23 protein-coding genes are annotated in these 22,663 nt (G+C 64.4%); 19 read left to right on the top strand and 4 right to left on the bottom strand.

Annotated elements, in window-relative coordinates:
- Positions 1–20: 20 nt before the first annotated feature.
- From rlmB to C1878_RS06795, 14 genes are all read left to right on the top strand, one after another.
- On the top strand, positions 21–767 hold the full coding sequence (gene rlmB, locus C1878_RS06865) for a 23S rRNA (guanosine(2251)-2'-O)-methyltransferase RlmB (RefSeq protein ID WP_114600877.1): 747 nt from the start codon (positions 21–23) through the stop codon (positions 765–767).
- Between the two features lie 598 nt (positions 768–1,365).
- Complete coding sequence (locus tag C1878_RS06855) at positions 1,366–1,701, top strand: single-stranded DNA-binding protein (RefSeq protein ID WP_158539749.1); 336 nt, start codon at positions 1,366–1,368, stop codon at positions 1,699–1,701.
- Positions 1,702–1,900: 199 nt separating this feature from the next.
- Positions 1,901–2,269: a hypothetical protein gene (locus tag C1878_RS16585; RefSeq protein ID WP_147272559.1), complete on the top strand. Its 369-nt coding sequence runs from the start codon at positions 1,901–1,903 to the stop codon at positions 2,267–2,269.
- Between the two features lie 16 nt (positions 2,270–2,285).
- Entirely contained in the window at positions 2,286–3,674 is a 1,389-nt protein-coding gene (locus C1878_RS06845) for a helix-turn-helix domain-containing protein (RefSeq protein WP_114557677.1), read from the top strand.
- 22 nt (positions 3,675–3,696) lie between these two features.
- Positions 3,697–4,728, top strand: coding sequence for an ATP-binding protein (locus C1878_RS06840; RefSeq protein WP_114557678.1), 1,032 nt, complete (start codon positions 3,697–3,699; stop codon positions 4,726–4,728).
- The gene (locus tag C1878_RS06835; RefSeq protein ID WP_114557679.1) at positions 4,725–4,925 is read left to right on the top strand and encodes a hypothetical protein; all 201 of its coding nucleotides are present in this window, start codon (positions 4,725–4,727) and stop codon (positions 4,923–4,925) included. The genes C1878_RS06840 and C1878_RS06835 overlap by 4 nt, the downstream gene beginning before the upstream one ends.
- A 124-nt stretch (positions 4,926–5,049) precedes the next feature.
- Positions 5,050–5,412 carry a hypothetical protein gene (locus tag C1878_RS06830; RefSeq protein WP_114557680.1) on the top strand — a complete coding sequence of 121 codons (363 nt, stop codon included), beginning with the start codon at positions 5,050–5,052 and terminating at the stop codon, positions 5,410–5,412.
- Positions 5,413–5,482: 70 nt separating this feature from the next.
- The gene (locus tag C1878_RS06825) at positions 5,483–6,517 is read left to right on the top strand and encodes a hypothetical protein (protein WP_114557681.1); all 1,035 of its coding nucleotides are present in this window, start codon (positions 5,483–5,485) and stop codon (positions 6,515–6,517) included.
- Between the two features lie 121 nt (positions 6,518–6,638).
- The gene (locus C1878_RS06820; RefSeq protein WP_114600876.1) at positions 6,639–6,857 is read left to right on the top strand and encodes a hypothetical protein; all 219 of its coding nucleotides are present in this window, start codon (positions 6,639–6,641) and stop codon (positions 6,855–6,857) included.
- A 276-nt stretch (positions 6,858–7,133) separates the two neighbouring features.
- Positions 7,134–7,526, top strand: coding sequence for a hypothetical protein (locus C1878_RS06815; RefSeq protein ID WP_114526622.1), 393 nt, complete (start codon positions 7,134–7,136; stop codon positions 7,524–7,526).
- Positions 7,527–7,649: 123 nt separating this feature from the next.
- Entirely contained in the window at positions 7,650–9,056 is a 1,407-nt protein-coding gene (locus tag C1878_RS06810) for a flotillin family protein (RefSeq protein ID WP_114600875.1), read from the top strand.
- A complete protein-coding gene (locus C1878_RS06805; protein ID WP_114600874.1) occupies positions 9,056–9,430 on the top strand; it encodes a hypothetical protein in 375 nt (124 codons plus the stop codon). The genes C1878_RS06810 and C1878_RS06805 overlap by 1 nt, the downstream gene beginning before the upstream one ends.
- A gap of 125 nt (positions 9,431–9,555) precedes the next feature.
- A complete protein-coding gene (locus tag C1878_RS06800; protein ID WP_015539397.1) occupies positions 9,556–10,056 on the top strand; it encodes a hypothetical protein in 501 nt (166 codons plus the stop codon).
- A 444-nt stretch (positions 10,057–10,500) separates the two neighbouring features.
- Entirely contained in the window at positions 10,501–12,345 is a 1,845-nt protein-coding gene (locus tag C1878_RS06795) for an ATP-dependent RecD-like DNA helicase (protein WP_241963642.1), read from the top strand.
- 57 nt (positions 12,346–12,402) lie between these two features.
- Here C1878_RS06795 and C1878_RS06790 read toward each other — a convergent pair whose 3' ends face one another.
- Genes C1878_RS06790 through C1878_RS06780 form a run of 3 tightly spaced genes read right to left on the bottom strand, consistent with a single transcriptional unit; the run spans position 12,403 to position 19,236 of the window.
- Positions 12,403–14,928, bottom strand: coding sequence for a pPIWI_RE module domain-containing protein (locus C1878_RS06790; protein ID WP_114600872.1), 2,526 nt, complete (start codon positions 14,926–14,928; stop codon positions 12,403–12,405).
- Positions 14,915–18,037: a hypothetical protein gene (locus C1878_RS06785; protein WP_114600871.1), complete on the bottom strand. Its 3,123-nt coding sequence runs from the start codon at positions 18,035–18,037 to the stop codon at positions 14,915–14,917. The genes C1878_RS06790 and C1878_RS06785 overlap by 14 nt, the downstream gene beginning before the upstream one ends.
- Complete coding sequence (locus C1878_RS06780) at positions 18,034–19,236, bottom strand: hypothetical protein (RefSeq protein ID WP_114600870.1); 1,203 nt, start codon at positions 19,234–19,236, stop codon at positions 18,034–18,036. The genes C1878_RS06785 and C1878_RS06780 overlap by 4 nt, the downstream gene beginning before the upstream one ends.
- A gap of 186 nt (positions 19,237–19,422) precedes the next feature.
- On the opposite strand from C1878_RS06780, the gene C1878_RS06775 reads away from it, so the two are divergent.
- The 5 genes from C1878_RS06775 (at position 19,423) to C1878_RS06760 (ending at position 22,032) form a co-directional block, all read left to right on the top strand.
- Positions 19,423–20,247: a hypothetical protein gene (locus C1878_RS06775; RefSeq protein WP_114600869.1), complete on the top strand. Its 825-nt coding sequence runs from the start codon at positions 19,423–19,425 to the stop codon at positions 20,245–20,247.
- Positions 20,244–20,801 carry a DUF5067 domain-containing protein gene (locus C1878_RS06770; RefSeq protein WP_241963641.1) on the top strand — a complete coding sequence of 186 codons (558 nt, stop codon included), beginning with the start codon at positions 20,244–20,246 and terminating at the stop codon, positions 20,799–20,801. Before C1878_RS06775 ends, C1878_RS06770 begins: the two co-directional genes overlap by 4 nt.
- A 115-nt stretch (positions 20,802–20,916) precedes the next feature.
- The gene (locus tag C1878_RS06765) at positions 20,917–21,339 is read left to right on the top strand and encodes a hypothetical protein (protein WP_227109853.1); all 423 of its coding nucleotides are present in this window, start codon (positions 20,917–20,919) and stop codon (positions 21,337–21,339) included.
- A gap of 54 nt (positions 21,340–21,393) precedes the next feature.
- Positions 21,394–21,537 carry a hypothetical protein gene (locus tag C1878_RS16580; protein WP_015760190.1) on the top strand — a complete coding sequence of 48 codons (144 nt, stop codon included), beginning with the start codon at positions 21,394–21,396 and terminating at the stop codon, positions 21,535–21,537.
- Positions 21,538–21,549: 12 nt separating this feature from the next.
- Positions 21,550–22,032: a hypothetical protein gene (locus C1878_RS06760; protein WP_114600867.1), complete on the top strand. Its 483-nt coding sequence runs from the start codon at positions 21,550–21,552 to the stop codon at positions 22,030–22,032.
- A 77-nt stretch (positions 22,033–22,109) separates the two neighbouring features.
- On the opposite strand, the gene C1878_RS06755 is transcribed toward C1878_RS06760, so the two are convergent.
- The gene (locus tag C1878_RS06755; RefSeq protein ID WP_114600866.1) at positions 22,110–22,553 is read right to left on the bottom strand and encodes a DNA-binding transcriptional regulator; all 444 of its coding nucleotides are present in this window, start codon (positions 22,551–22,553) and stop codon (positions 22,110–22,112) included.
- Positions 22,554–22,663 lie beyond the last annotated feature (110 nt).

Here is a 22,663-nt window from a genome sequence, read left to right as displayed (position 1 = left end):
TGCGGAAAGCGACACCATCCATGGCTGATTACATCGAGGGCAAACGCCCCATCATCGAGGCGCTGCGCACGCAGGTGCCCGTCAAGCGCATCCTGCTCGCCGACAACGTGAAACGCGACGGCCTGATAGAGGACGTCTTGCGCAAGGCGAAGCACTTCGACGTGCCCGTGGTCACGGTGCCGCGCAAGACGCTGGACGAGAGGTCCGAGCGCGGCAGCCACCAGGGCGTCATGGCGGAGACGAAGCCGCACGCCTACGTGGACATCGCCGAGATCGAGCGCGCCGCGGAAACCTACGCCGAAGAGCACGACGGCCGGGCGCTCGTCGTCATCCTCGACCACCTCACCGACGCCGGCAACCTGGGGGCCATCGCGCGCAGCGCCGAGGCCGTGGGCGCCTGCGGCCTGGTCATTCCGAACAAGCGCAGCGCGAAGGTGGACGCCTCCACCTACAAGAGCTCGGCGGGCGCCATCGCGCACATGCCCGTGGCGCAGGTGCCGAACCTCGTGCAGGTCATGGCTCGCCTCAAGGAGCGCGGCTTCTGGGTGGCGGGCGCCAGCGAGCAGGCCGACGACGTCATCTGGCGCTCGAACATGAAGGGCAAGATCGCGCTCGTCATGGGCAACGAGGCCGAGGGCCTGTCCCGCGTGGTGAAGGAAAGCTGCGACTTCCTGGTGAAGCTTCCCCAGATGGGCGAGGTGGCCTCCCTCAACGTCGCCCAGGCCTCCACGGCCTGCATGTACGAGTGGCTCCGCCAAAACTATTAGGTTCTGGGGTTCCGGCGGCCTGCCGGCCGCCGGAACGAGCCGACGCTGCGGCCGCCCGTGGCACCCGATCTCGCGGCGATGGCGAGAGCTCGCGTACCAAAGTACGCTTCGCCCTCGCCATCCCCACGATCTCGGGCACCACGGCCGCCCTCGCTGACTTACTACGCCAACTGGGGCGGCTTGGCGCTGCCAACCGACGAGGCAAAGTTCTCGCTGACTGATTTGGACCGATGAGATGTGTGCTAAGCAACGCAAAAAACTGCTGCTGTTTGATGGCTGCAATTATCGCTCCCTCCTATTTTCAAACCCCCTGTTCAGGGGGCTTTTTCATTTTTAGGGCGTGGAAACCTCCCGCACCCATGGCTCCGGATCCGACCGAAAGCCTACCTATCCCATGGGCGAACCGCGAAAATGCCCCAGATCGAGTTGTGTTTTTCTCTCCATATGGACCGTTTATGGAGAAAAGCGCCTTCGTTTGCCGCAAATCGCGCAACCCGCGCGTTGAAACTCCCCCTCAATGGGCATAAAGAGCCCCAGGCCGCCGCAGCCGGCGGCTTAACCTCCGAGACGGATGGCTTGGGAAGGAAGGAGTCGGGGTTTGGAAACGGTCAACAGGATCGTGGTGTCGGGGCTCGTGTTCGGGCCCGTGGAGTTCACGGAGCCGGACAGGGGGCCCGCGCACGCGCGCTTCTGCCTGTCCCAGGAGAAGGCGGCGGGCTCGCGCCGCGTCGAGCACAGGTTCCACTGCGTCGCGTTCGGCCCGGTGGCGATGGCCGTGGCGGCCTCCCTCGCCCCCGGCGTCGCCGTGGTGCTCGAGGGGGAGCTGGCCGAGGCGAGGGCGGCATCGTTTCTCGACGGCCGTCCGAGGAGGGCCGAGGCCGGCGGGCAGAGCGAGATCAAGGTATCGACTTTCCTCAAGGTCGACGCGCGCTGATTCAGGCACGGGTCCAAACGGCCTGTGCCTTTTTCATCCCACACATCAGCATACATACGCATGCACGCATATGCGCATATACGCAACCGCACATTTTCGTTTTTACGTATTTGTGCGATTGCGCATCTGCACATTTGGGTAGATACAGACACAGGATGCGGGCCTGGGCCCGCGATGGATGACCATGGAGGGATGGCATATGGGAAGGAAAGATTCCGCCGGGAATCAGGCCGGCACGGCGAGGATGACGGTCGGCGATAGGTTCTGGGCGCGGCGTATCCGCCCGATCTTCGACGACGGCGACCTCACGCTCGAGCAGAAGTCGGTCTTCTGCTGCATCGTGGCGCGCGATCCCATGTCGGTGGCGATCGAGTGCCCGGCGCGCGACATCGCGGCGGCCGAGGCCGGCCTGCCGCGCCGCGACTACGACGAGGCGCTGGCCGCGCTCGAGCGCGGCGGCTACATCGTCGACATCGTGACGCCCTACGGCGAGGACCGGGACGGGGAGCTCTGCATGGTCCCGATCCCCGCCGAGGTCGTGCGGGAGGGGGTGCAGTGCCGTGAGTAGCGCAAAGGAGCGCGGCATGGCGGCACAGCCCGCCGGCCGCACCCGCGACGAGCTCGACGAGACGTTCGAGATCCTGGACCGCGACGGCGCGGTCGTCGTCTTCGGCGGCGACCTCATGGAGCGCGGCTTCGGCATCGTCTCGGCCAAGGCGACCGAGGACACCCGCCTGTCGTCGTCGGCCAAGGGCGTCTACGCCTACTTCTGCGCCCATGCCGGCGCGGGCACCCATTCGCTGTTCCCGTCCGTGGACACGATCTGCACCCACCTCGCGATGTCGCGCAACACCTACTACCGCCACCGCCGAACCCTGGTCGAGTGCGGCTACATCAGCGTGCACCAGGGCCGCGCGCAGGGCCAAGGGCGCTATCTCTCGAACCGTTACGTGGTCAATGCCGAGATCCCCGAGGAGCGCCGTTTCGTGCCTGTCGATAACTCGAAATCGACTGGGGCGGGCGCTGTTGAAAACTTGCCGGGGGAGGGGGTTGAAAACGAGGTTATCAACAACCCGCAGGATTCGCCGTGTACCAAAAATTGGTACACGGGCGACCAAACTAACGTTAGTTTGCAACTAGATTCACCGTGTACCAAAAATTGGTACACGGGCCCAACTGGGGAAACGATTTCACCGTGTACCAATTTTTGCGACACTAACAAGGATGTTGTTATTGATGTTAGTGGGAGAGGGCGCGCGGGCGCGCTGCCGTCTGTCGAAGACCCGGTCATGTCGAAGGCTGCGGGCGACTCGGTCACGGTCGTGAGGGTCGCATCGGAGGCCGGCCTTGGGCTCGAGACGGAGGTCCCGGTCCCAAACGCCGAGGTGCTTGCCCTCATGCGCATGTCCATCGGCAAGGCGGAGGTCTTCGCCGACGTCGCCGAGGCTTATGCCCGCGCCCTCGCGGACGGCTGGACGCTTCCGCGCATCGGTCGCGCCTACGACACCTACCGCCGCGAGTACGCGGCATCGCACACCGACGGGCGCTACATCATGTCGCTGCCCAAGTTCCTCGCCGCCGGAAACGGCCTGAGGTTCTACGACCTGAGGGCCGATCTCGTCGATTCCGGCGCCGTGGCCGCAGCCGAGGAGAAGGCCGCCCCGTCGAAGGCGCCGACCCGCGAGCAGGTCCGAAAGTACGTGCACGAGAAGGGCTATGACGCCCCCGACCCGGACAATCCCGCCTACCGCGTGATCGACCCCGACGAGTTCTTCGACTACTACGAGGCCACCGGCTGGGTCCGCGCGGGCGGCGTGCCGATCGTCCGATGGAAGAACGTCGTGAACACCTGGCGCCGCAAGCCCGCGCCGCGCTCCGCCCGTAAGTCCGGCCCGTCTGGCGCGAAGAGGGCCATGAGCGTCGCCGAGCGCGTGGCCGCCGACAGCGATTTCAGCGAGTTCAACGACGATTAGCTCAGACGGAGGGAGAACCGAGATGAACGACACGCAAGCGCAGGCGAGGCCGAAAAGGCCCGCGCTCGAGGAAGTCGAGGCCTACGTCCGCGGGAAGGGCTACGACGACCGCGGCTCCGTCAACGCCTTCTACGGCAACTTCTTCTACGCATACCACGATGCCCGCGCCTGGCGGCGCGCGGACGGCACGCCGGTGCTCGATTGGAGGGCGGAGGCGGACGCGTGGCACGAGATGGGGCCGCATTACCTCGAGCCGGAGCACCCGGCCCCCGCCGCGGCGCCCGTTCGGACTCCGGTGCCAGCGGCGCCCGTGCCCGAGGCCCCGGCTGCAACAGCCGCGCCGCTTCCCGTCGGCGGCGCCCTGCCTCCGCTCGAGATTGCGGACGTAGCCGCCCTCGCCGCGACCGATCCCGCGTTCCATGAGGCGGTCGTGCGCAAGACCGGCATCCCGCCGCGCTTCGCCCGCCGCATCGCCGAGGGAGTGGCCGCCCCGGAGCATGCCTACGACGCGCGCCTCGCGCACGGCGGCGGGCTGTACATCTACGGTCCGCGCGGGGTCGGCAAGACCGAGATGGCGTGCCGTATCGCCTACGACTACGCCGGCTCGCGCCTCGATCCCCGCTTCGGCAACTGGGCGTACCGGCCCGTCCCGAAGGGCAGGCCCAAGCACGGCGTCAGGTTCGTCGTCTCGGCGGACCTCATGACCGAGCTCCGCTCGACCTTCGACAAGGGCGGCGACAGCGAGGCCGACGTAATCCGCAGGTACGTGAACGTCCCGATCCTGATCATCGACGACCTGGGCAAGGACTCCTCGACCCAGTGGGTGCTCGCGAAGCTGTTCCAGATCGTCAACGGCCGCTACGAGGCCGAGCGCGCCACGATCGTGACAAGCCAGTACACCCAGGCTGGCCTCGCCGCGGTGCTGTCGGAGTACGGCCGCAAGGAGGACGCCCTGGCTATCGTCTCGCGCCTGGCCGAGATGACCGAGCGCGTCAAGATGGACGGCCCGGACCGCCGCATGGCGCCCTGCGATGCCGAGGGGGCCGGGCGATGAGCCGCCGTGCCCCCCAGGAGGGGCGCAGCTATGAGCAGGCCCTCTACTCCGTCGTCCTGCTGGTGCCGCGCCTCCCGCGACCCGAGCGCACCGGGACGGTGAGGGTCCTGCTCGACTTCATCGCCGGCCTCTGGGAGCTGGACCGCTCGCGCGTCGATGCAGACTTCGCCTCGCTCATCCGCGGGCTTCCTCGCTGACGTTCGCATGGGTATGCACACACGTATCCGCACATCTACGCGTTTACGCATGCGCATACCTGCACAGATACACACATACGAGGGCGCACGGCCGCGCGCCCTCCCTGAGGGATTGGGGTTTCCCGTGGAGAAGATCGAGGACATGTCCGCCGGCGAGGCCGAGGAGCACATCGCCGCGCTCTACGGCGACGAGCTGTATGGCCTCGAGCTCGACGGCGAGGTTTCGGGCGAGGGGGCCATGCGGTGTCGGTACGCACCGGTCCATGACGAGGTGAGGGGCATCTGCGATGCGCTGGGGCTGGACTACGACCGCGTCGATCGAATCGCGACCGATCGCGCCGGGATGCTCTGGGCGGGCGAGGGGATGCCTCACCGCTTCGACGCATGCTGCGAGATCAGCGACATCGCGAGGCGCCTGCGCGCCCAGAGCCGCGACGTCGCTTCCCGTTCGGAAAGCCCCGACCCGCGGCGCCGGCCCCATCGCTAGCCGGCGTTAGCATCTTGCGGAAGGACGCGCATGGGCCGAATGTGCCCGGACAACGGAATGGAGTTTCAAGATGGACAGGCGAGAGCTCGAGATCATGTTGAACGATGCCTTCGACCGCGGTATCGTCACGGCAAGGGCGGTAGAGGGGGTGCATCCTCCAGTCGTCACGGTGGGAATCCTCGACGACCTCGGGCGCGAGATCGACTTCGGGCATGAAGATGGCGGGTTGACGGTTTTTCTCCCTGAAATCGAAAACGGTGCCCGCTTTGCCGACTCGTGCAAAGCCCTCGGCGGCAAGGTGCCGCAGAACACCTATCGCGGGGAACTCGTCTCGGCGATCGCCGACGAGTTCATGGGCGACGAGTCCGCCCCCGCGCTCGGCGCCTTGGAATCCGCCCTGGACAGCGCGAGGCGAAGGGGCTACTGCGTGTTCGATCGCGGCATCCACGATGACGTCCCGGATTCCGGCCTGGTCTACCTGTGCTCGACCTACCCCGCCGCCGTCCGCCTGAAGGACTCCCTGGACTCCGTCCGGGCCCAGGGCAACGATCCGGACCGTCACGCGCTCGGCACATACCGCATGGTGGACGGGTACTGCATCATGGGAGGGTTGGACGAGGGGTCGCAGGCAGACACATATGCCGTGGATGCGGCAATTGTCGAGGACTGGGGTGTCGGCGATGCCGTCTTCCGCATCTCCGACCTCAAGGTGAAGACGTTTTCGTACGATATCGATGCCGCCGGCGGGCAGAAGGCGTCGACGCTCGTCTACTACACCGATGAGGGGTCCGACCCGGTCCTCTTCCAGCGGACCGGCGGCGACTGGCGCCTGGCGAGCGACAACTTCCTCGCGGAGAACGCGATCGTCGAGGACTTGGAGCGGGTCTACATCGGCGAGATCTCGCCGGTTTGCCTCGATCGGGATATCGTCGACATGGAGGAGATGGCCGAGGCCTACGGCTGGGTGAAGCCGGAGAGGACCCCGGCCTCCATCGCCGCCGGCGCCCGGAAGGTCGCCGCGTCCTCGGCAGCCGAGGAATCCTCCCCCGGCAAGGTCGCCGCCGCGGTGCGCGAGGCCTCGAAGGACTCGGCGCCCCGACACTGATACCATGGGGGGGTGCGGATGCGCCCGCAGGCGCTTTGGCATACACACACAAACGCTCAACCGCGCATCCGCACATATCCACACATCCGCATCCGCATATATGCGTAAAAGGGGACGTGCCATGATTGGAAACGTCTTGAAGCCCGACGGCACGGTGCATATCGAGCAGCAGGTCGGCAACATGCGGTACGACCTCACGACGGGACAGGTGGAGACGGTGGTCCCCGCGGCGGGCGCCACGAACCTCGTCTTCGGCGCCGACGGCCGCCAGCACGTCGAGCTCACGACCGGCAACATTCGCCGGAATCTAGGCAGGCCCGGTTTCGACACGCTCCTGTAGGTTCCGCGATCGCACATCCGCACACATACGCAGTTGCATACCCGCATACCTGCGCGCCAGCACAAATACGCACCGGCATACCTACGCACGTATACATAAACGCACGACCGCATCCGCGCCCATCAGGCTCCCATCCTGGTGGGCGCCCTGTTTTCCAACGGTTTTCCCTATCCGGTGTCTAAGCCGGCAGATACGGGGAATAACCACCTAAGGGGAAATGAACAGCGCCGAGGGAGGGCGCGCCCCGGAATATTTCGGAAGGAATGGAGAACGGAAATGGGAATACCCGCAAGAGCGGCGAGGCCGCTCGTCGCCTTGGCCATTGCCGCCGCATCGCTCGGCTGTATCGCGCACCCGGCATACGCTGAAAACGCGACTGCCGCCGTGGTGTCCGACGACGGCAGCCATATCGTCGTCGACGTCGACCTAAACGGAGGCGCGTCTGATGTCGGCTCGGACAGGCAGGGCGCGGAGAAAGGCAGTCAGGGCGAGTCTGTTTCCGACACGGAAACAGACAAGACCATGAAAGCATTCGAGGGCTTGATGACGTTCAACGTCATAATTATAACAACCGCGTTTTACTACATGTTCCTGCCGTTCATTTCCGCGATGGCCATGATTCTCCTCTTAAACGAATTACTGGACCTCCATGATCGCCGCCGTCTTTAGCCCCGACGGATGGACTGAGCCGGTATCGCGGCGGCCGTAAGCCCGGCCCCGTCGTCCCCGCCAACGAAGTTGTCTATAACCGGGCGGTTCTGCCCGAGCCACCCTTGAAGGGAAGGAAACCCTATGATGCTTTTCGAATCTTTGATCTTCAACCTGCTCCCCGCAGCCGTCGGTATCATGGTTCTCGTGCTGGTGTTCGAGAGCTGCTGGCGCAAATGCCCGCCGGATAAGCTCATGATCGTCTCCGGCGCCGGCAAGATGCGCTCCGTCTCCGGCAAGGGCACCTTCGTGATCCCGCTCCTCCAGCGCGTCGACACCCTCTCGCTGGGTGCCGTACAGGTGCAGCTGACCACCGAGAACGATATCCCGACGCAGGACGCAATCCTCATCCACGCCTGCGCCGTGGCGAACTTCCAGATCGGCCAGACCCCCGAGCTGATCGAGACCGCCTCCAAGAACTACTTGAATATGGACAAGGAGGAGATGACCCGACAGGTCACCGAGGTCATGCTGGGCAAGATGCGCGAGGTTATCGGCCAGATGGACCTCAAGGAGCTCATGCGCGACCGCGAGAGCTTCAATGCCAAGGTCTTCGACGGCTCCAAGGACGACCTCGCCAACCTCGGCCTCGAGCTGCGCACCTTCAACGTCCAGGACTTCTCCGACTCCCAGGGCATCATCCGCTCCATGGGCGCCGACCAGGCCGCGGAGATCAAGAAGGAGGCCGAGCTGGCGCAGATCAAGGCGGCCGAGGAGGTCGCCATCCGCCAGAACCAGCTCGACTTGAAGCAGGCCGACCTCAAGAAGCAGGCCGACAAGGCGAAGGCCGAGGCCGATATGGTGAAGGCCACCGTGACGGCCGAGAAGCAGCGCGAGCTCTACATCGCCCAGCAGGAGGCCGAGATCGCCGCGGAGACCAAGAAGGTCGAGCTCGCCGAGCGCCAGGCGGACGTGAGGGAGCGCGAGCTGAACGCGACCGTGAAGAAGCAGGCTGAGGCCGACCGCTATGCCGCCGAGCAGGCGGCGGAAGCCGACCTCTACAAGCGCACGAAGCAGGCCGAGGCCGCCCGTATCGAGCGCCAGAACGAATCGGATGCCGAACTGTATTCCGCCCAGAAGGACGCGGAGGGCATCAAGGCGAAGGCTACCGCCGAGGCCGAGGCCACGCGACTGAAGGGCGAGTCCGAGGGTGCGGCCGAGAAGGCGCACGGAGAGGGCGTCGCGGCGAGCATCAAGGCCCAGGCCGAGGCGTACAACGGCATGGATAACCCCTACCTGCTCGCCAACCGCTACATCGACATCATGCCCAAGGTAGCCGAGCAGGTTGCGAAGCCCCTCACTGCCGTCGATTCCATCAAGATGTACGGATCGGGCAACGCGCAAAAACTCGTAAAGGAGACCACATCGATTGTCGACCAGGTCGCATCCGGCCTGAAGGACAGCACGGGAATCGACCTGCCGTCCCTGCTGAACGGCCTGATCTCGAACCCCGATATCGATGCCGACTCCGCCGAGAACTCGGTGGAGTGATGGTCGTCCCGCTGATCGCCTCGGCCTTGCTGCTCGATTTCTTCGGCTGCATGATGCCCCTGGCATGGGTCGAGGACACCAAGGCATTTAAGGTCGGCGTGTTCCTGATTTGGGCGGCGCTGGTGGCGGATTCCGTCCTGATGGGCTTGTTCTATCCGAGGGAGCTGGCGGAGGTGAATCCCCTGTTGGCGGCAGGTCTCGAATCGATATGCCTCATCTGTGCCATGTATCCCCTGCATGGGTTCGCATCGAACTTGGCTCCCTGTGGCATCCGGGTCGATACTGCCGCGGCCCTCGCCTTCATAGACTTCCTCGTGACCGCTGTGGGATATGTCTCCCTGCTCTTGGGTACGATCTGGCTTATATTCTTCTAGGCTCGCAGGCATATGGACCTGTCGACCATCAAGCCGGAGGGTTCCGAGGAGTAGTACCGGCGCGGGCCGCCCGCACGTCGCGCAGACCGTCGGGCGGCCTTTTACATCGAAGGGGAGTGTGTCCCATGGAGGGGAAACGAAACCGCGGCGAGGTGACCGCCGAGCTTTCCGAGAAGGTATGGGCGAGGCTGTGCCGCGAGAACGCCCTGGTCGCGAGCGAGGTCTGGGTCGATGACGCCCGCCGGGTCGATTTCGTGGCCTACAGGCCGCATCGTCCGCGCGACCGATCGTCGAACCATGCGACCGCCGCCGAGCTCGAGTCCGGCACCTTCACGTTCGTCGAGGTCAAGTCGTGTATGGACGATTTCACGAGCGGCCACGGCAGAACGTTCGAGGGCGATGAGAACTGGCTGGTGTGCCCGCTCGAGCTCGCCGACTCGCTGGCTTCCAAAGGGATGCTGCCCAAGGGGGCGGCCGTGTACTCGCCAGACGCCCGCGGCGCCCTGCGGAAGCGCTACGACACTTCCGAATTCCGGCAGGTGCGCGTCGCCCCGGCAATCGAGCTGATATGGGCGATGCTGAGGCGGAAGAGCTCATGCGAGACCGGCGCCGGTTTCCCCGTATGAATCACCGGCACATCTGTCCGGATGCATATCCGCACATCGGCATACATACGCCGAGGCACATACGCGCACACGCATATATACACACCAGCACCATTGCACATATGCGCGCACGCATAAAGACATAGACACACAGATGAACAGGCCGCGACCCCTTACGAGATCGCGGCCTGTTCTCGGACCGAAGTCCCACCCATGAAAGAAATCCGCGATGCCCGCATGGGAAAGACAAGCCGTTCGGCTGCGCGGGACCCACATCATTCTGAGGCTATCGTACCCGTTTGCGCATCGGGGTATACGGGCGCGCGGGGAAATGCGCGGAAGCATATCCGCGCCGCCTTCCAAAACTTCCTATAGTTTCTGCGAAACACCCGTTCAGCGTATATTTTTTCGCTTGCGCGGGTATCAATTCCCCGTTACTGGTCGAACGGATGACGGGATATGGAAATGGCAGACGGTGACCGATTTACACCGGAGCAGGCCGAGGCGCTGAGGGCGCTGAGGGACGGGAGGAACGTGTTTCTCTCGGGCAACGCCGGCACGGGTAAGAGCTACGTGCTCAACGCCTTCATATCGGACCTGAAGGCGCGCAACGTCGATTTCCTCGCCCTGGCGCCCACCGGCATCGCCGCGCTGAACCTCACGGACGGCTCGACGATCCACCGCACGCTGAAAATCGCGCCGGGGGTCTGCGCCCCCGATGGCCCCAAGGGGTCCCGCAAGGTGCTCGACGCCGCGAAGGTAATCATCATCGACGAGATCTCGATGTGCCGCATCGACCTGTTCGACCACGTGATGGGGATGATCTCCCAGTCCATGACGCGCAACGGCGCGAAGCAGGTGGTCCTCGTCGGCGACTTCTTCCAGCTACCGCCGGTCGTGACCGACCGCGACTCCGCGCTGCTGATGAAGTTCTATCCCGGAAACCTCCAGGGCTGGTGCTTCAAGTCGAGGTACTGGACCGGCTTCGATTTCGAGCCGCACGTCCTCAAGACGGTCGTGCGCCAATCCGACCCCGATTTCATCGACAACCTGAACCGCGCCCGCGTCGGCGACGCGTCGTGCCTCGATTACTTCAACGCGCACTCGAAGAGCTCCCGTGCCTACCTGCCGAAGGACACGCTGGTGCTGTGTGCCAACAACCGCATCGCCGATTCGATCAACCGCGAGAACGTCGACGCGCTCGACGCCCCGAAGGTCGAGTTCGCGGCCGCCGCGACAGGCACGGTGTCAAACGGCGACAAGATGGCGCCGGAGAGGATCGTCCTGTGCCGCGGCGCCCGCGTGATGTCGCTCGTGAACAGCCCTCAGGAGGGTTACGTCAACGGCACGCAGGGCACCGTCACCGACGCGTCCGCGGACGCCGTGACGGTCAAGTTCGACGGCGCGGACGAGAAGGTCAGCATCGAGCGGCATAGATGGGAGATCAACAAGTCCGAGGCCATCGTCGAGATGGACGAGGAGGGCAGGCCCGTCAACAGGGTCAAGACCGCCGTCGTGGGTACCTATACCCAGATCCCGCTCAAGCTCGCCTACGCCATCACCATCCACAAGTCGCAGGGCCTGACGTTCGATGCCTGCTGCGTCCACACGAAGGTCTTCGCCGAGGGCCAGCTGTACGTCGGCCTGTCCCGCGTGCGCTCCGCCGCCGGCCTCACCGTGTTCCCCAAGATCGAGCCGAACCGCCTGATCGCCAGCCGCGAGGTCGTGGAGTTCTACGATTCCCTCGAGCACAGGATGGAGGAGCCGGTCCAAATCGAGTGCCCGCGCCGCTACGAGTCGCGGGTCCGCGCCTACATCCGAGACCTCATGGACGGCAGGGGCCCCGACGCCCCCACGCCTCTCGCCCTGGAAGGCGCCCTGGAGAACAGCAAGGGAGGTACCCAGGAACCGGGGACCGAAAGGCCGGCTAGAACCCTCGAGGAGAAGATCCGGGCGGATATCGTGACTCGAGCCACCTTCGCCCTCAAGGATGCGCTCTCCGGCGCGATGTCCAAGGACCATCTGGATGCCAAGATGCTCCTTGCCGGGTACGTACTCGATTGGGACTACGACCCACATGAGCTCTATGTCGTCCGCAAGGAGGGCGGTTATCGCGTCAGCGCATCGGAACTGGGCATCCGGCGTTCCGAGGTCGAGGCGCGGATCGCGAAAAACTCCGGCTTCGACTTGGGCTCCACCCGTCGTCAATCGAATTCGTCCGGCTCCCGTCCTGGGAAGCGGAAGGGAGTGGCGAAAGGGTCCACCGCCGCCGGTCGAAAGACCCGCAAGGCGAATTGGCGGCAGGGATAGCGGAAATAGGGAGGCCGGGAGATTCGGCCTCCCCATTTCATTTTCGCGGGCGGATCGCTATCGTCTCCCGGTGAGCTCCCAGTCCCAGATATACTCCTCGACCTGCTCGGCGAGATGGAGCGGGGCGGGAAGGTTCACCCTCATATCGTTCTTGTAGAGCTGCACCATGCAGCCGCGCAGGGCCTCGGCGTATTTGACGCTGGCAAGCGCCTCGGCCTCGCCACCGGGCGACAGAAGGCAGTACTCGTTGATCGTCTTCTCGCAGAACGCCGCGGTGGGCGAATCGTACTTCGATCCGCGTGCGGACCATTTGTACTGGGCGTCGCCCGGTCGCGGGGCCAACGCGAGGAAGTAGCCGTCCATCTTGAAGAGTCCCTGCTTGTCGCGCCTGTTCGGCACGGTGCCGTCGTCTGCGCCGCCCGCGGCCACCTCGTCCGTGAACCAGTCGGGGACCTCGCCGTTGAGACCGGAGCGTATACGCAGGATGCGCAGCTTGCTGCCCGCGAGGTCAAGCGGCTCCTCATAACCGGTCGGTCCGTAGCTCAAGGGTCCCGACTCGAGGCCGGAGTCGCTGATGCCGGGCCACCAGTCTCTCTGGCGGATGCGGCCGTAGGAGTTGACGAGGAGGAGTTCCGGCCTGTCGCCGGTGGCGCGGACTATGCCGTGGAGCATCCTCTTCAGGGCCATTCCGTTCGCCCGCTTGCAGGAGTCCGGAAAGCCCTCGGAACCGCTCAGCCGGGCGAACTCGATGAGGGCGCGCCAGTACGGTAGGCTTCCGTCAGGTAGGAGGGGGCAGTACACGGTGACGGCACCGCTTCTCATGTCCTGTCGGACGCAATAGGGGAAGCTCGCCCGCGCCTTGCCGTTGCCGGAGTTGTAGACCTTCAACCCTATCGCCGGGATCGAGGTATCGATGCCGCGCGAATTGCGTGCCGGTTCGGGTACGAAACCGAGCTGGCGCATGAGGTCGCGGACGGCGACGCGCGCGCGGATCTCGGGACCGTCCTTCGAGTCCTCGGGTTCGATGAATTGGGTCAGGCGCCCGGTTTTCGCGAACGCGATGCGCAGGGCGCGCTTGGGGTCTCCGCCGTCGTCTTTGCCCTTGGGCTTGTAGCTCTCGGCGCCCGGCAGGACCACTATGCACGCGGTCGGGTCGGTCGCCTCGGGAAGCGCGGCGGCGACTTTGCGCCAGCGGATCTTCGCCTGGCTGTCGCCGGTATTCTCCATGCGGTTCAGGAGGTCGTTTGCCGGGATGTTATCGATCTTGACCTCGAAGCCGTCGACGGCCCCCTCCCCACCGAGAAAGCGGGAGATCTCGGCCCTTGCCATACCGAGGAGCCGGGCATCGTCCTGGTTGCCGATCAGCTGGAATACGGCCCTGTCCCTGCCGGTGCAGCGGGCGAGTCTGGCGCGGTTGGCCCGGCCCCAGGCCTCCTGTCTCGCCCGTGCGCCGACGGGGTCCTTGTCCCAATCCGCCTGCCTGGGCTCCTCTATGGACGCCTTGAGATGGGTCAGTTGAAGCGAGTCGAGCGCACCGACGGGCTCCGCGATATCTTTAAGCCGAGCCGCGACGGCCTCGAAGAACATGGCCTTGTCGATGACGGATGCCCCGCTTGCGACCGAGGGCTTCGATGCCCAGGAGGCGGTCATCGCGTAGGGGGATAGGATCTGCGGCTGCGAACCGTCGCGGGCGTACCTGCCCATGTCCTCAAGATACTCGCGGACTGCGGGCAATCCGGTCCCCCTGGCGAACTCGTAGTTCGCCAGGGCCGCGGGGTCCCAGGCCAAGTCGCGCTTCTGTTTGTCGTAGCCGTAGGGGACGACGCGGAGCGTGCCGCCTTCCGTGCGGACGTAGGCGTTGACATCGTGTTTGAGGAACGGGTCGTCCTGCCATGGCTTGCCGATGAAGCGGCGGACGGCAACATCCATGTTGAGCCTTGCCTTGCGGCCGACCGGCAGCGTCTCGACGTGGAATCTGAGGGCGAACGCCCACGGGTCCTCCTTGTGCCAGTGGATATCGGAAATCAGCTCGTAGACGTTTCCGTTTCCGCGTGAGACTCTGCTGAAGTTCTCGACCATGCCGTTGGCGAGTTCGAGGGGGATGTCGGCGATGGCGTCGGCGACTTGCGCGGAGAATGCGGGGAAGGTGAGCCTGCCCGTGGGACGGCCGTCGCCGCTGAACAGGCAGGTCTCTTCGCCATGCACGGCCTCTTCGAACGTCTCGGGGTGCAGCATCCCCATCACCTTGCAATAGGCGGGGGATTGGGTATCGATGTCCTTGCGGGAGGAGATCCAGACCGCGATGACGTTGCATAGCTTCGCGAGATCAATGGGGGCGAGGGCGATAAGCCAGCTGTCGGTATGCACGTTGGGGCGTACGGGGTTCAGCTCGACGGCCCGGTCGAGCCAGCAGCGCAGGTCGTCCTTAAGGACTTTGGTGTTGAGGTAGCCGCCCTCTTTCCTCGGGGGCATGAGCGTGAAGAGGGCGTCGCGCAGGCTGTCGGGCAAGCCGACGACGTGCACGGTCGTCTTGGTGTCGGGGACGGGTGCGAATGACATGAGGTGCAGCTTAGAGTCCGACATTTCCGATTCCTTTCCTGAATGACTCGTAGAACGGCCCGTAAAGGGCTTTGGCGACCTCCGGCTGGTCGCTATCGTGCATGAGGCGTTCCATGTAGGCGCCAAGCTCTTCCAGGGTCCTGAACGAGAGCTTCCCGTCGCCGCCGCGGAAGGCCGCATCGGCGAAATAGACATGCGGCGCGGGCCTCTCCTTATCGGCAAGCCTCGCCAGGCGCCCGAATATCTGGATGATCGTGACCATGAGCGTGGAGATCGCGTCGTCTACGAGGAATTGCCTTCCCATGGTCCTCCATGCGCCCATGGGAAGGTTCTCGTCCCGCTCCATGGTCTTCCATGTGCGCCAGGCGGAGGCCCTGACCTCGGTCGCGAACTCCCCGGGATTGGCCGGGTAGTCGCCGACCTCCCTTTCGATGAGGCCGTTGAGCTTGCGGTATCGCCCGCCGAGGTCGTGCGGTGTGCCCATCGGGCGCACCGAGAAGATGAGGCTCGTGAACACGGCATGGCCGCCGCGGTCGACGATATTGAATCCGCGCTCGATGGCCATGGCCGGCGCCACGAGCACTTTGGCCGGATGATCGCAGAACTTGTAGACTTCGCTCCGGGGCACGAAGTGCTCCCTGTGCTCGTGGTTGTTGCGCACCAGGGCCGCGACCTTGATTGCCTGGCCCTTGCGTCGGAACTCTTGCTCGATGCGGTCGCGTGCGTCCTCGGCCTCCCGGTAGCTGTTCACGATGACCAGGGCCTTTCCCGCGCCATCCGCGTCGAGTTCGTCCCTCAGCGTGGCCATGGTCTGGGATAGGACGATGCCGAGGTTGCCGGAACGCATCTCGGCGGCGCTGCCGGACACGTTCTGCTCGATGCCGAGGTCCCTCACGGTCGAGGTGGAGAGCTTGGCCGCCTTCCACGGCTCCGCCTCGAGGAGGTAGTCGACCGGCCTGTTCACGTGGTATTGCAGGCAGCCGGGCTCCCAGCTCGAACCGGAGAGCAGGAGCACGTGCGGCCCCAGCGCCGCCCCGGCGGGGTCGGTATCGAGCCAGGGCAGCGAGCACATGAAGGCCCGCCCGAAGGCGAACTGCCGGAAAAGCCTGAGGTCGTTGCCGTCGAGCTTCATCCCGAAGATGTTGCCGATCAGCGAGTTGGGGAGATAGTGCTGCTGGCGCGTGTAGCTGAACTTGAGGAAGTTGTACAGCTCGTCGACGGAATCGTCCTTGAAGCTGAGGAGGTCCTGCGCGGAGGCGAGTTCGCGCAGATACGAGTCGAACCGGATGACCTTGAGGGCGAAGGAGAACCTGGTCCGCAGCTCGTCGGGAAGCTCCGAGCATCCGCGTGCAGCGAGGTATTCGTTCAACGAGTAGCTGTGGGTGTCGTCGTCGATGCCCTCGCAGGAGGTCGCGACCGCCTGCGAGAGCTTGTTGAGGGCCGCATCGCCGCCATCGAGGCTCTTCTTGGCAATCTCGAATCTATAGGGGTTGATGAGTTTGTCGGCATCCTCGTAAACCTGTTTGGGAAGGCCCTGCTCCAGGAGGTCGTTCAGAAGCGAGAGTGACGTGAACGCCTCGTCCTTGACGATGCGCCATTTCGCCACGCGGTCGTCCCTGACGGATTTGAGCAGCGCCTTCGCGACGGGCTCGGATTTCTGGCGCAGGTCGTAGAAAAGCTCCTCGTTGAAGTCCCTCATCTTGTCGTCCGGGCGCCGCTTCATGGCTGCGGCTGTCGGGTCGGCGGCGTTGCGGATGAGCTCCTGGAAGCTCATGCTAGGGGCGAAGCAGCCGTCGAGCTGCGCCTGCACGCGGTCCGCCTCATCGAACAGGACGACGTCGAACTGCTGAAGGGCCTCCTCGAAGAATGCCTTGCGCTCCCTTCCGACGATCATGGTGGCGAAGCCGGTGGGAGTCGTGACCACGACGTCGGATGTCAGGGACTCGCGGGCCATGGCCTGCGATGGGCACACGTCCCAGTACGGGCATGAGTTCGCGCCGCCCTTCTTGGACCGGAGGCCGCGGCATGGCGTGCTGCCGTATCCGCAGGCCTCGGAATCGGAAGAGGAGAGCCCGTCCATGATGCAGGCGGTCTCCAGGTATTTGGATGCGGAATGGCCGAGGAGCATGGAGTCATCGTGGTCGAAGAACTCGTCGAGCCGTTCGATGCGCCTGCCGCGCGACACCAGGGGCGAGGCGCTGATTCCCGCCTCGCGAAGCAGGACGACGCTTTCCATCACGTCCGATACCGAGTTGAGCAGGGATACCGCGCGCAGGCCGCGCTTCGCGAGGCAGACGATGAGCATGTTGGCGAGGACGGACTTGCCGGCGCCGACGAGGCCGACGAGGCTCACGACCTCATCGAGGCGCAGGCCGTCGGCGACGGATGTGCTGCCGCCGACGGCCTGCTTGAGGAGCCCCTGGTCCTTGACCCTTCTGAGCACGGCAGCGTAGTGGGTCTTTCCGGTCTTCTCCCCGACTTCGTCCGCGGTCGAGATGAGCTCGTCGAGGGTGATATCGATGGGCGGGCGCCTGCTCTTGCGGGGGATATCGTCAATCTTGCCCGTTTGGGGCGGCACGGCATCGGGTATGGTCACCCAACGGATCGATCCGGTTACCGTGGTATCGCCGGTCGCCTCGGGCTTGCATGTGTAGGAATACCGTCCTTTGGGTCTCGCGACCACGTTTTTATGGGAGAGTTTGACATCGCCGAGGAGGCGGTCTATATAGATCGGCATGCGGTCGATCCCGGTAAGGGGGTGCTCGCGCAGGGCCATTCCGCCGTCGGCGATATCGAAGAACCGGTACCGCTCATATTCCGCGCGCTCGTAGAGGCCCAGCAGTCGCCGCCAGGCCGTGGATGAAGCCAGCGAGAACAGGTGTCGGCGCGCCATCTGCATGAGGTGGCCGTCCGCGCCGATGGTCTCGGGCCTGATGAGCTGGTAGTTCGATAGGAGCCTGTCGGCCTTTCGGGGATCGGCGCCGGGACCGCATACGCGTACCGCGAGCGCGAGCAGCGACTCCACATTCAGGAACTCGTCGAGGGATAGGTCGCTGTCCTCGGGATAGCGCACCTCGAGATTGCGCTTCAGCTGGTCGAAGCCTTCCTGGGCTGTATCATTCGGCTCGTTCATCGCGTGCCTCCCTTCGCGGCGGCATCGAGTCGTTTCGAGAAGTTGCGCAGCGTTTCGCATGAATAGCCGGTCTTGCCGCGCAGGACGGCATTGCATAGCGCGCGATATCCGGGATGGTCCCGTTCGACTTGGTCCGGCACGACATAGGCCACCTCGTCCGCGCACATCTGGGCGATGCCGGTGTCGTCCTCTATCTCGCGGGCAAGCCGCTCGGCGCGGCCGTATGCCTTGGCGTCGACGGCAAGCTGTCGGCCGTCCGGCAGATGGATCAGGATGTCGCAGGTGTCCTTGAGGGGCCACATTTCGTATTTCAGACCGAGGCCCGCTGCGGCCTCGGCGATCGCCAGCTCGAGCTTTCCGGGGGAAGAGATGTAGTGCATGACGCCGCGGGATAGGCGGAAGGCGTCGTGCGCGACGCTGTCCAGCTTGTCGAAATCGCCTGTGACGGCCTTGGCGCACGTCGCCGATGAGCAGTGGGGCTGCTTGCCTCGCATGGTCATCGTCCAGCCGCAATTCGGGCATACTTTTGCGGCGCCCGGGACGGGTTCGTAGGCCATGGAGACGAATTCCTGCAACCACACCGGGTCGATGGTGTCGGCTTCGCCCTGGTCGAGGGGGTCGGGGTCGCCCAGGGCGAGCCCCGTCTTGATCCTGACGTATTCGTTCCAGGTGAGCAGCGGGTGGCGGATGAGCATCCTGCGTCCGTACACGTATTGATCCTGGGTGCCGGCTCGGAGGAATTCATACACCCTGCGTTCCTGATGGCCGCCCAAGAGGTCGTTTTCCGCAAAGCGCAGCACCTCGTAGCATTCCGACGTCGCGGCGAAGTAGTCGCCGTCTACTGACGCCAGGGGCCCGATCTCGATGGACCGGCACCCTTCGACGGCTTTCCTGCACTCGTCGCGCCACCGGGCCGTCCACTCGCGCACGTCTGACGCTGCGCTGTTCCTGATGAAATCGGACTCATTGAACGTCGGCAGCAGCTTTTCCGCATCGTCGGAGCACTCAGCGCACAGCGCGGCGAGGATATTCATGCCGTGTCTGAATGCCTGGCTGTAGGGATACCTATGCGGGTCGGCCTCGTAGAGGCCGTCCTTCTCGGCGATGCCGTATGCGATGAGGAATACGGCGGTCTCGAAGCGGTTGGCGATATCGCGGGCTTTGCCGGCGGCTTCGGCCGCGGCGATCGGGTCGGACATGGACCACCTCTTTATTGGAATTGGCATACACAGCAGCTTTGATACCCGCCCCCGCCGCGCTTTACACGCCCCTACCGAAACTCGACGGATAAAAATGCCCCCGCACCGGCTCGAATCGAGTGAAAGACTTCCCGCGCACGGGGTAGAAACAGCTGGGACGGTACACATCCGCGCGAAAGGTCGGACATGTCTAGGGTGGCCTACGGGCAAAAGGGATACAGCGGCGCTTCCATGAGCGTGAACGCGCGGGCGGCCTACGAGGCGGGGGAGATGCCCCGCTCGAAATGGACCAAGGCGGCGATCCTCGGCGCCTTGAGGGGCTACTGCGATGAGATGGACCTGCTCTACGACCCTGCGGTCGAGTCCGAGACCAAGGCTGCGCTCTTCGACCGGTTCATCGCCTACTCGTCCTGGCACCACACCGGCGCCTACGCCCGCGAGACGGAGTTCTTCGCCCTGGACGAGGCCGCCGTGGTCGGGGCGTTCCGCGAGCTCGGGCCCGAGGAGGCGGCCGAGCGCGACCGGATCCGGGCGCAGGCTGCGACCCGGGTGCAGGAGGCGGAACGGCATCGGAGGGAAGCGGAATGCCTATTCGAGTACCGCTTCTCCTGCTCCCCATATAGCGCCATGGCGTACGAGGCGTTCCATCCCGAGCTGTGCGAGCGCCGTGTGAGCAAACGCAGGAAGCAGGAGCTCGTCGTGTACCGGCTGCCGAACGGCAGCGAGCCGTCGGGCTATGCGGAGATGTCCGTCCCGGCGGACTATGCGGACAGCAGCCATGTCGTGCCGTCGGTTTTCATATCCGGCACGGGCGGGGATCGCGCGTGGCGCGATATCGACTTCGACGAGGCCGAGCGGAAATTCGCCGCGGCGGCGAGAAGGGCCGCGGCCTTTCGCGAGGGGAGACCGAAGCTCATGCAGGACGAGGCCGGGCGCGCTGCGATACGTGAGACTCGGCACCGCGTCTGCACCGCCCCCATTTTGAAGAGCATAAAGGAGATTCACAGGTGACGGGGAAGAATGTCTATACGATGACGGCGATGACGAGGCGAGCGTTCGTGGGCCTCGCGGTCATGGCGGCGCAGACCGGACTCGCGGGCTGCGTGAGGAACGGGGCGCCGGACGCCGGCTCCTCCGACGGCGGCGCCGGGAAGTCGGGCGATGCCGGCACCTCGTCGCCGTTCGCGCCGCAGCAGTCCGCCCAGGCGTCCGTGGACGGCATCTCGATCGACCGCGTGACGATCGAGGAAGGCACGGGGCCGGACGGCAAGCCGTTCCGCTACATCCGGGTTGCCTATACCTTCGAGAACGTCACGGACTCGGACACTGTCGCACCCTATACCGACATCAACGCATACCAGGACGGGATCAAGCTCGACAGGTCCTACAAGGTGCAGGACCAGCGGGCGCAGAAGCAGATCGAGCCGGGCGGGAAATTGAAGTCGTTCACGGCGTTCGCCCCCGATTCTGAGACGGTTCCGGTCACGGTCAAGGTGATGGCGCCCGGCGAGAAGGAGCCGAGGTCGGAGCGATGCTACTGCATCGTGAACCCGGGCCTGCAATAGGCCGCCCCGCTCGCACGTCCACACATATATGTATATGCGCGTCTATGCGTTTACGTACATGCGCATATGGGTAGACTCACATCGAATAGAGACGAAACGGGAGGGGATGGTCCGCATGGCGCCGTTCATCAGTGAAAATATCGACCTGGTTCCTTGCATGGCCATGGCATTCAACGCGGCGATTGCGACCATGGGTTTTCTGAAAATGGTTGCATGGACCGAGCACGGCATGTCGTCGAGGATGTCCAGATACATCGACAGGTTCGGCAAGATGGGCATCGACCGCGAGATTTTGGAGGTCTATGCGCGATCGTATCTCGACGAGTCGCGCAACGCGCTCATCTGCTGGATCGTTGGCCTCGCCATCACTATGGCTGTGGGGATTGTCATCTGGGCCCACGACGTCGGCGTGGCAGTCCTCCTGACATCCGTGGTCGCGGCGGCGGTATCGATCAGGTGCATCGTCATGGCAGTGAGGGATGTGGCGGATATCCGCGACGTCCTGGCCGAAACCGACCTAGGCACCCCGACCGCGTGATTTGCCCTGGCATCCAATCAATAGGGACAAGCAGATATTCAGAAGGGACTCGATATGGGTATGCAAAGCTATATGGCGACGGTATTTGTCGGCGAGCGTGAGATTGGCGGGCCTTTTGTAAACGGTGATTTTCGTTCAAGCCTGAACTTCGCGAGGCGAGAGCTTCGCGGATACCTGCGCCTGGCTGAGAGTATCTAACGGCAGGAAGTCATGGGTGGTCGCCGTCGTGGCCTTCGTTGTGTAACCGCCCCGGCGCTTGATTTTGGCATCCTTACCGAGACGAAGGATAGCGAGACCGGCATCGTGGAGTCCAGCTTTACCGTGACGTCGGCCTACACGGCCGAGGATTTCGTATCGGATACGCGAAGCGCGTTTCTTGCCTGCGTCACCGAAGATTTCGGCGAGCAGGTCGCATCGGAGGCTGCAAGTCTCGTCGATGGTCAAATCGCGTCGATGTCGTGGTATAGGCGCTTCGAGATATGGAGCGACCTCGCATCCTACGACATATGCGGCGTTGCGAACGCCGATCATCTCATCGACGGGCTCGAGGAGCTTTCCGTCGCGCTCGCCGATGGCCGCGCGTTCGACGCAAACGGTGGAAACCCCGTCTTCCATGCTTTTCACCGGGCCGGGCGGCAAAGTGGCGACAGAGAGTTACCTGTGCCTGCCAGACGTACTCATCGACATCATTGAGACAGGGGCTTCGGGCAACCGGAGCTCTTTTCTAATATGAGCCGGCACCTCCACGGTACCGGCTCAATAACGACTGCCTACATATCCCGGATCTCGCTCAGCCGCTCATCGTCCGCGGCCTCCTCCTCGAAGCGGAACTCGTAGGGGATGGCCAACCTGGTGAGCTCAAAGGCCACCTTTCTGGTCATGGCGTTCGAGATCCGCGCCGCGCGCGCATCCTCCGCGGCTAAGTCCTGCTCGCGGAAGTAGGGGAGCGGGTAGGGGTTGACGTCCGTCTCGCCGACAATCTTCTCCACCAAGCACCCGACCTCGCGGTCCTGGACTTCTGCTAGGTTCTCGAGGTACTTCCATGCCTCGGCCGTGGCGCGGCACCGCGGCAGGCGCGGGCTCTCCCAGTTCTTGACGGTCTTCACGTCGACGCCCGCGGCCTGCGCGACGTCGGACTGGTAGAGCCCCAGGCTCTCGCGCAGCACCTTGAAGCCTGCCTTGGTGTGGATGGTCTGCATGTCCGTTCCCTTCATCTTAGATCCTCTTCTCGAAGAGCCCGTGATAGACCCCATCGATCTCGTCCTGGTATTCGCACAGGAATTCGCACTGTCCGCCCTCGAGCGCGGCGAAAAGCCCGCGCAGG

Origin of the sequence: Gordonibacter sp. 28C, from assembly GCF_003339845.1 — a bacterium.
In the GTDB taxonomy this organism is placed as follows: Bacteria; Actinomycetota; Coriobacteriia; order Coriobacteriales; family Eggerthellaceae; genus Gordonibacter.
This window is presented reverse-complemented; position numbering and strand designations above follow the sequence as displayed.

Excerpts from the sequence above, each read along its gene's own strand:
- rlmB (WP_114600877.1), top strand. The coding sequence starts at position 21 with ATGGCTGATTACATCGAGGGCAAACGCCCCATCATCGAGGCGCTGCGC.
- C1878_RS16585 (WP_147272559.1), top strand. The coding sequence starts at position 1,901 with ATGGGAAGGAAAGATTCCGCCGGGAATCAGGCCGGCACGGCGAGGATG.
- C1878_RS06845 (WP_114557677.1), top strand. The coding sequence starts at position 2,286 with ATGGCGGCACAGCCCGCCGGCCGCACCCGCGACGAGCTCGACGAGACG.
- C1878_RS06840 (WP_114557678.1), top strand. The coding sequence starts at position 3,697 with ATGAACGACACGCAAGCGCAGGCGAGGCCGAAAAGGCCCGCGCTCGAG.
- C1878_RS06835 (WP_114557679.1), top strand. The coding sequence starts at position 4,725 with ATGAGCCGCCGTGCCCCCCAGGAGGGGCGCAGCTATGAGCAGGCCCTC.
- C1878_RS06825 (WP_114557681.1), top strand. The coding sequence starts at position 5,483 with ATGGACAGGCGAGAGCTCGAGATCATGTTGAACGATGCCTTCGACCGC.
- C1878_RS06820 (WP_114600876.1), top strand. The coding sequence starts at position 6,639 with ATGATTGGAAACGTCTTGAAGCCCGACGGCACGGTGCATATCGAGCAG.
- C1878_RS06815 (WP_114526622.1), top strand. The coding sequence starts at position 7,134 with ATGGGAATACCCGCAAGAGCGGCGAGGCCGCTCGTCGCCTTGGCCATT.
- C1878_RS06810 (WP_114600875.1), top strand. The coding sequence starts at position 7,650 with ATGATGCTTTTCGAATCTTTGATCTTCAACCTGCTCCCCGCAGCCGTC.
- C1878_RS06805 (WP_114600874.1), top strand. The coding sequence starts at position 9,056 with ATGGTCGTCCCGCTGATCGCCTCGGCCTTGCTGCTCGATTTCTTCGGC.
- C1878_RS06800 (WP_015539397.1), top strand. The coding sequence starts at position 9,556 with ATGGAGGGGAAACGAAACCGCGGCGAGGTGACCGCCGAGCTTTCCGAG.
- C1878_RS06795 (WP_241963642.1), top strand. The coding sequence starts at position 10,501 with ATGGCAGACGGTGACCGATTTACACCGGAGCAGGCCGAGGCGCTGAGG.
- C1878_RS06790 (WP_114600872.1), bottom strand. The coding sequence starts at position 14,928 with ATGTCGGACTCTAAGCTGCACCTCATGTCATTCGCACCCGTCCCCGAC.
- C1878_RS06785 (WP_114600871.1), bottom strand. The coding sequence starts at position 18,037 with ATGAACGAGCCGAATGATACAGCCCAGGAAGGCTTCGACCAGCTGAAG.
- C1878_RS06780 (WP_114600870.1), bottom strand. The coding sequence starts at position 19,236 with ATGTCCGACCCGATCGCCGCGGCCGAAGCCGCCGGCAAAGCCCGCGAT.
- C1878_RS06775 (WP_114600869.1), top strand. The coding sequence starts at position 19,423 with ATGTCTAGGGTGGCCTACGGGCAAAAGGGATACAGCGGCGCTTCCATG.
- C1878_RS06765 (WP_227109853.1), top strand. The coding sequence starts at position 20,917 with ATGGCGCCGTTCATCAGTGAAAATATCGACCTGGTTCCTTGCATGGCC.
- C1878_RS16580 (WP_015760190.1), top strand. The coding sequence starts at position 21,394 with ATGGGTATGCAAAGCTATATGGCGACGGTATTTGTCGGCGAGCGTGAG.
- C1878_RS06760 (WP_114600867.1), top strand. The coding sequence starts at position 21,550 with ATGGGTGGTCGCCGTCGTGGCCTTCGTTGTGTAACCGCCCCGGCGCTT.
- C1878_RS06755 (WP_114600866.1), bottom strand. The coding sequence starts at position 22,553 with ATGAAGGGAACGGACATGCAGACCATCCACACCAAGGCAGGCTTCAAG.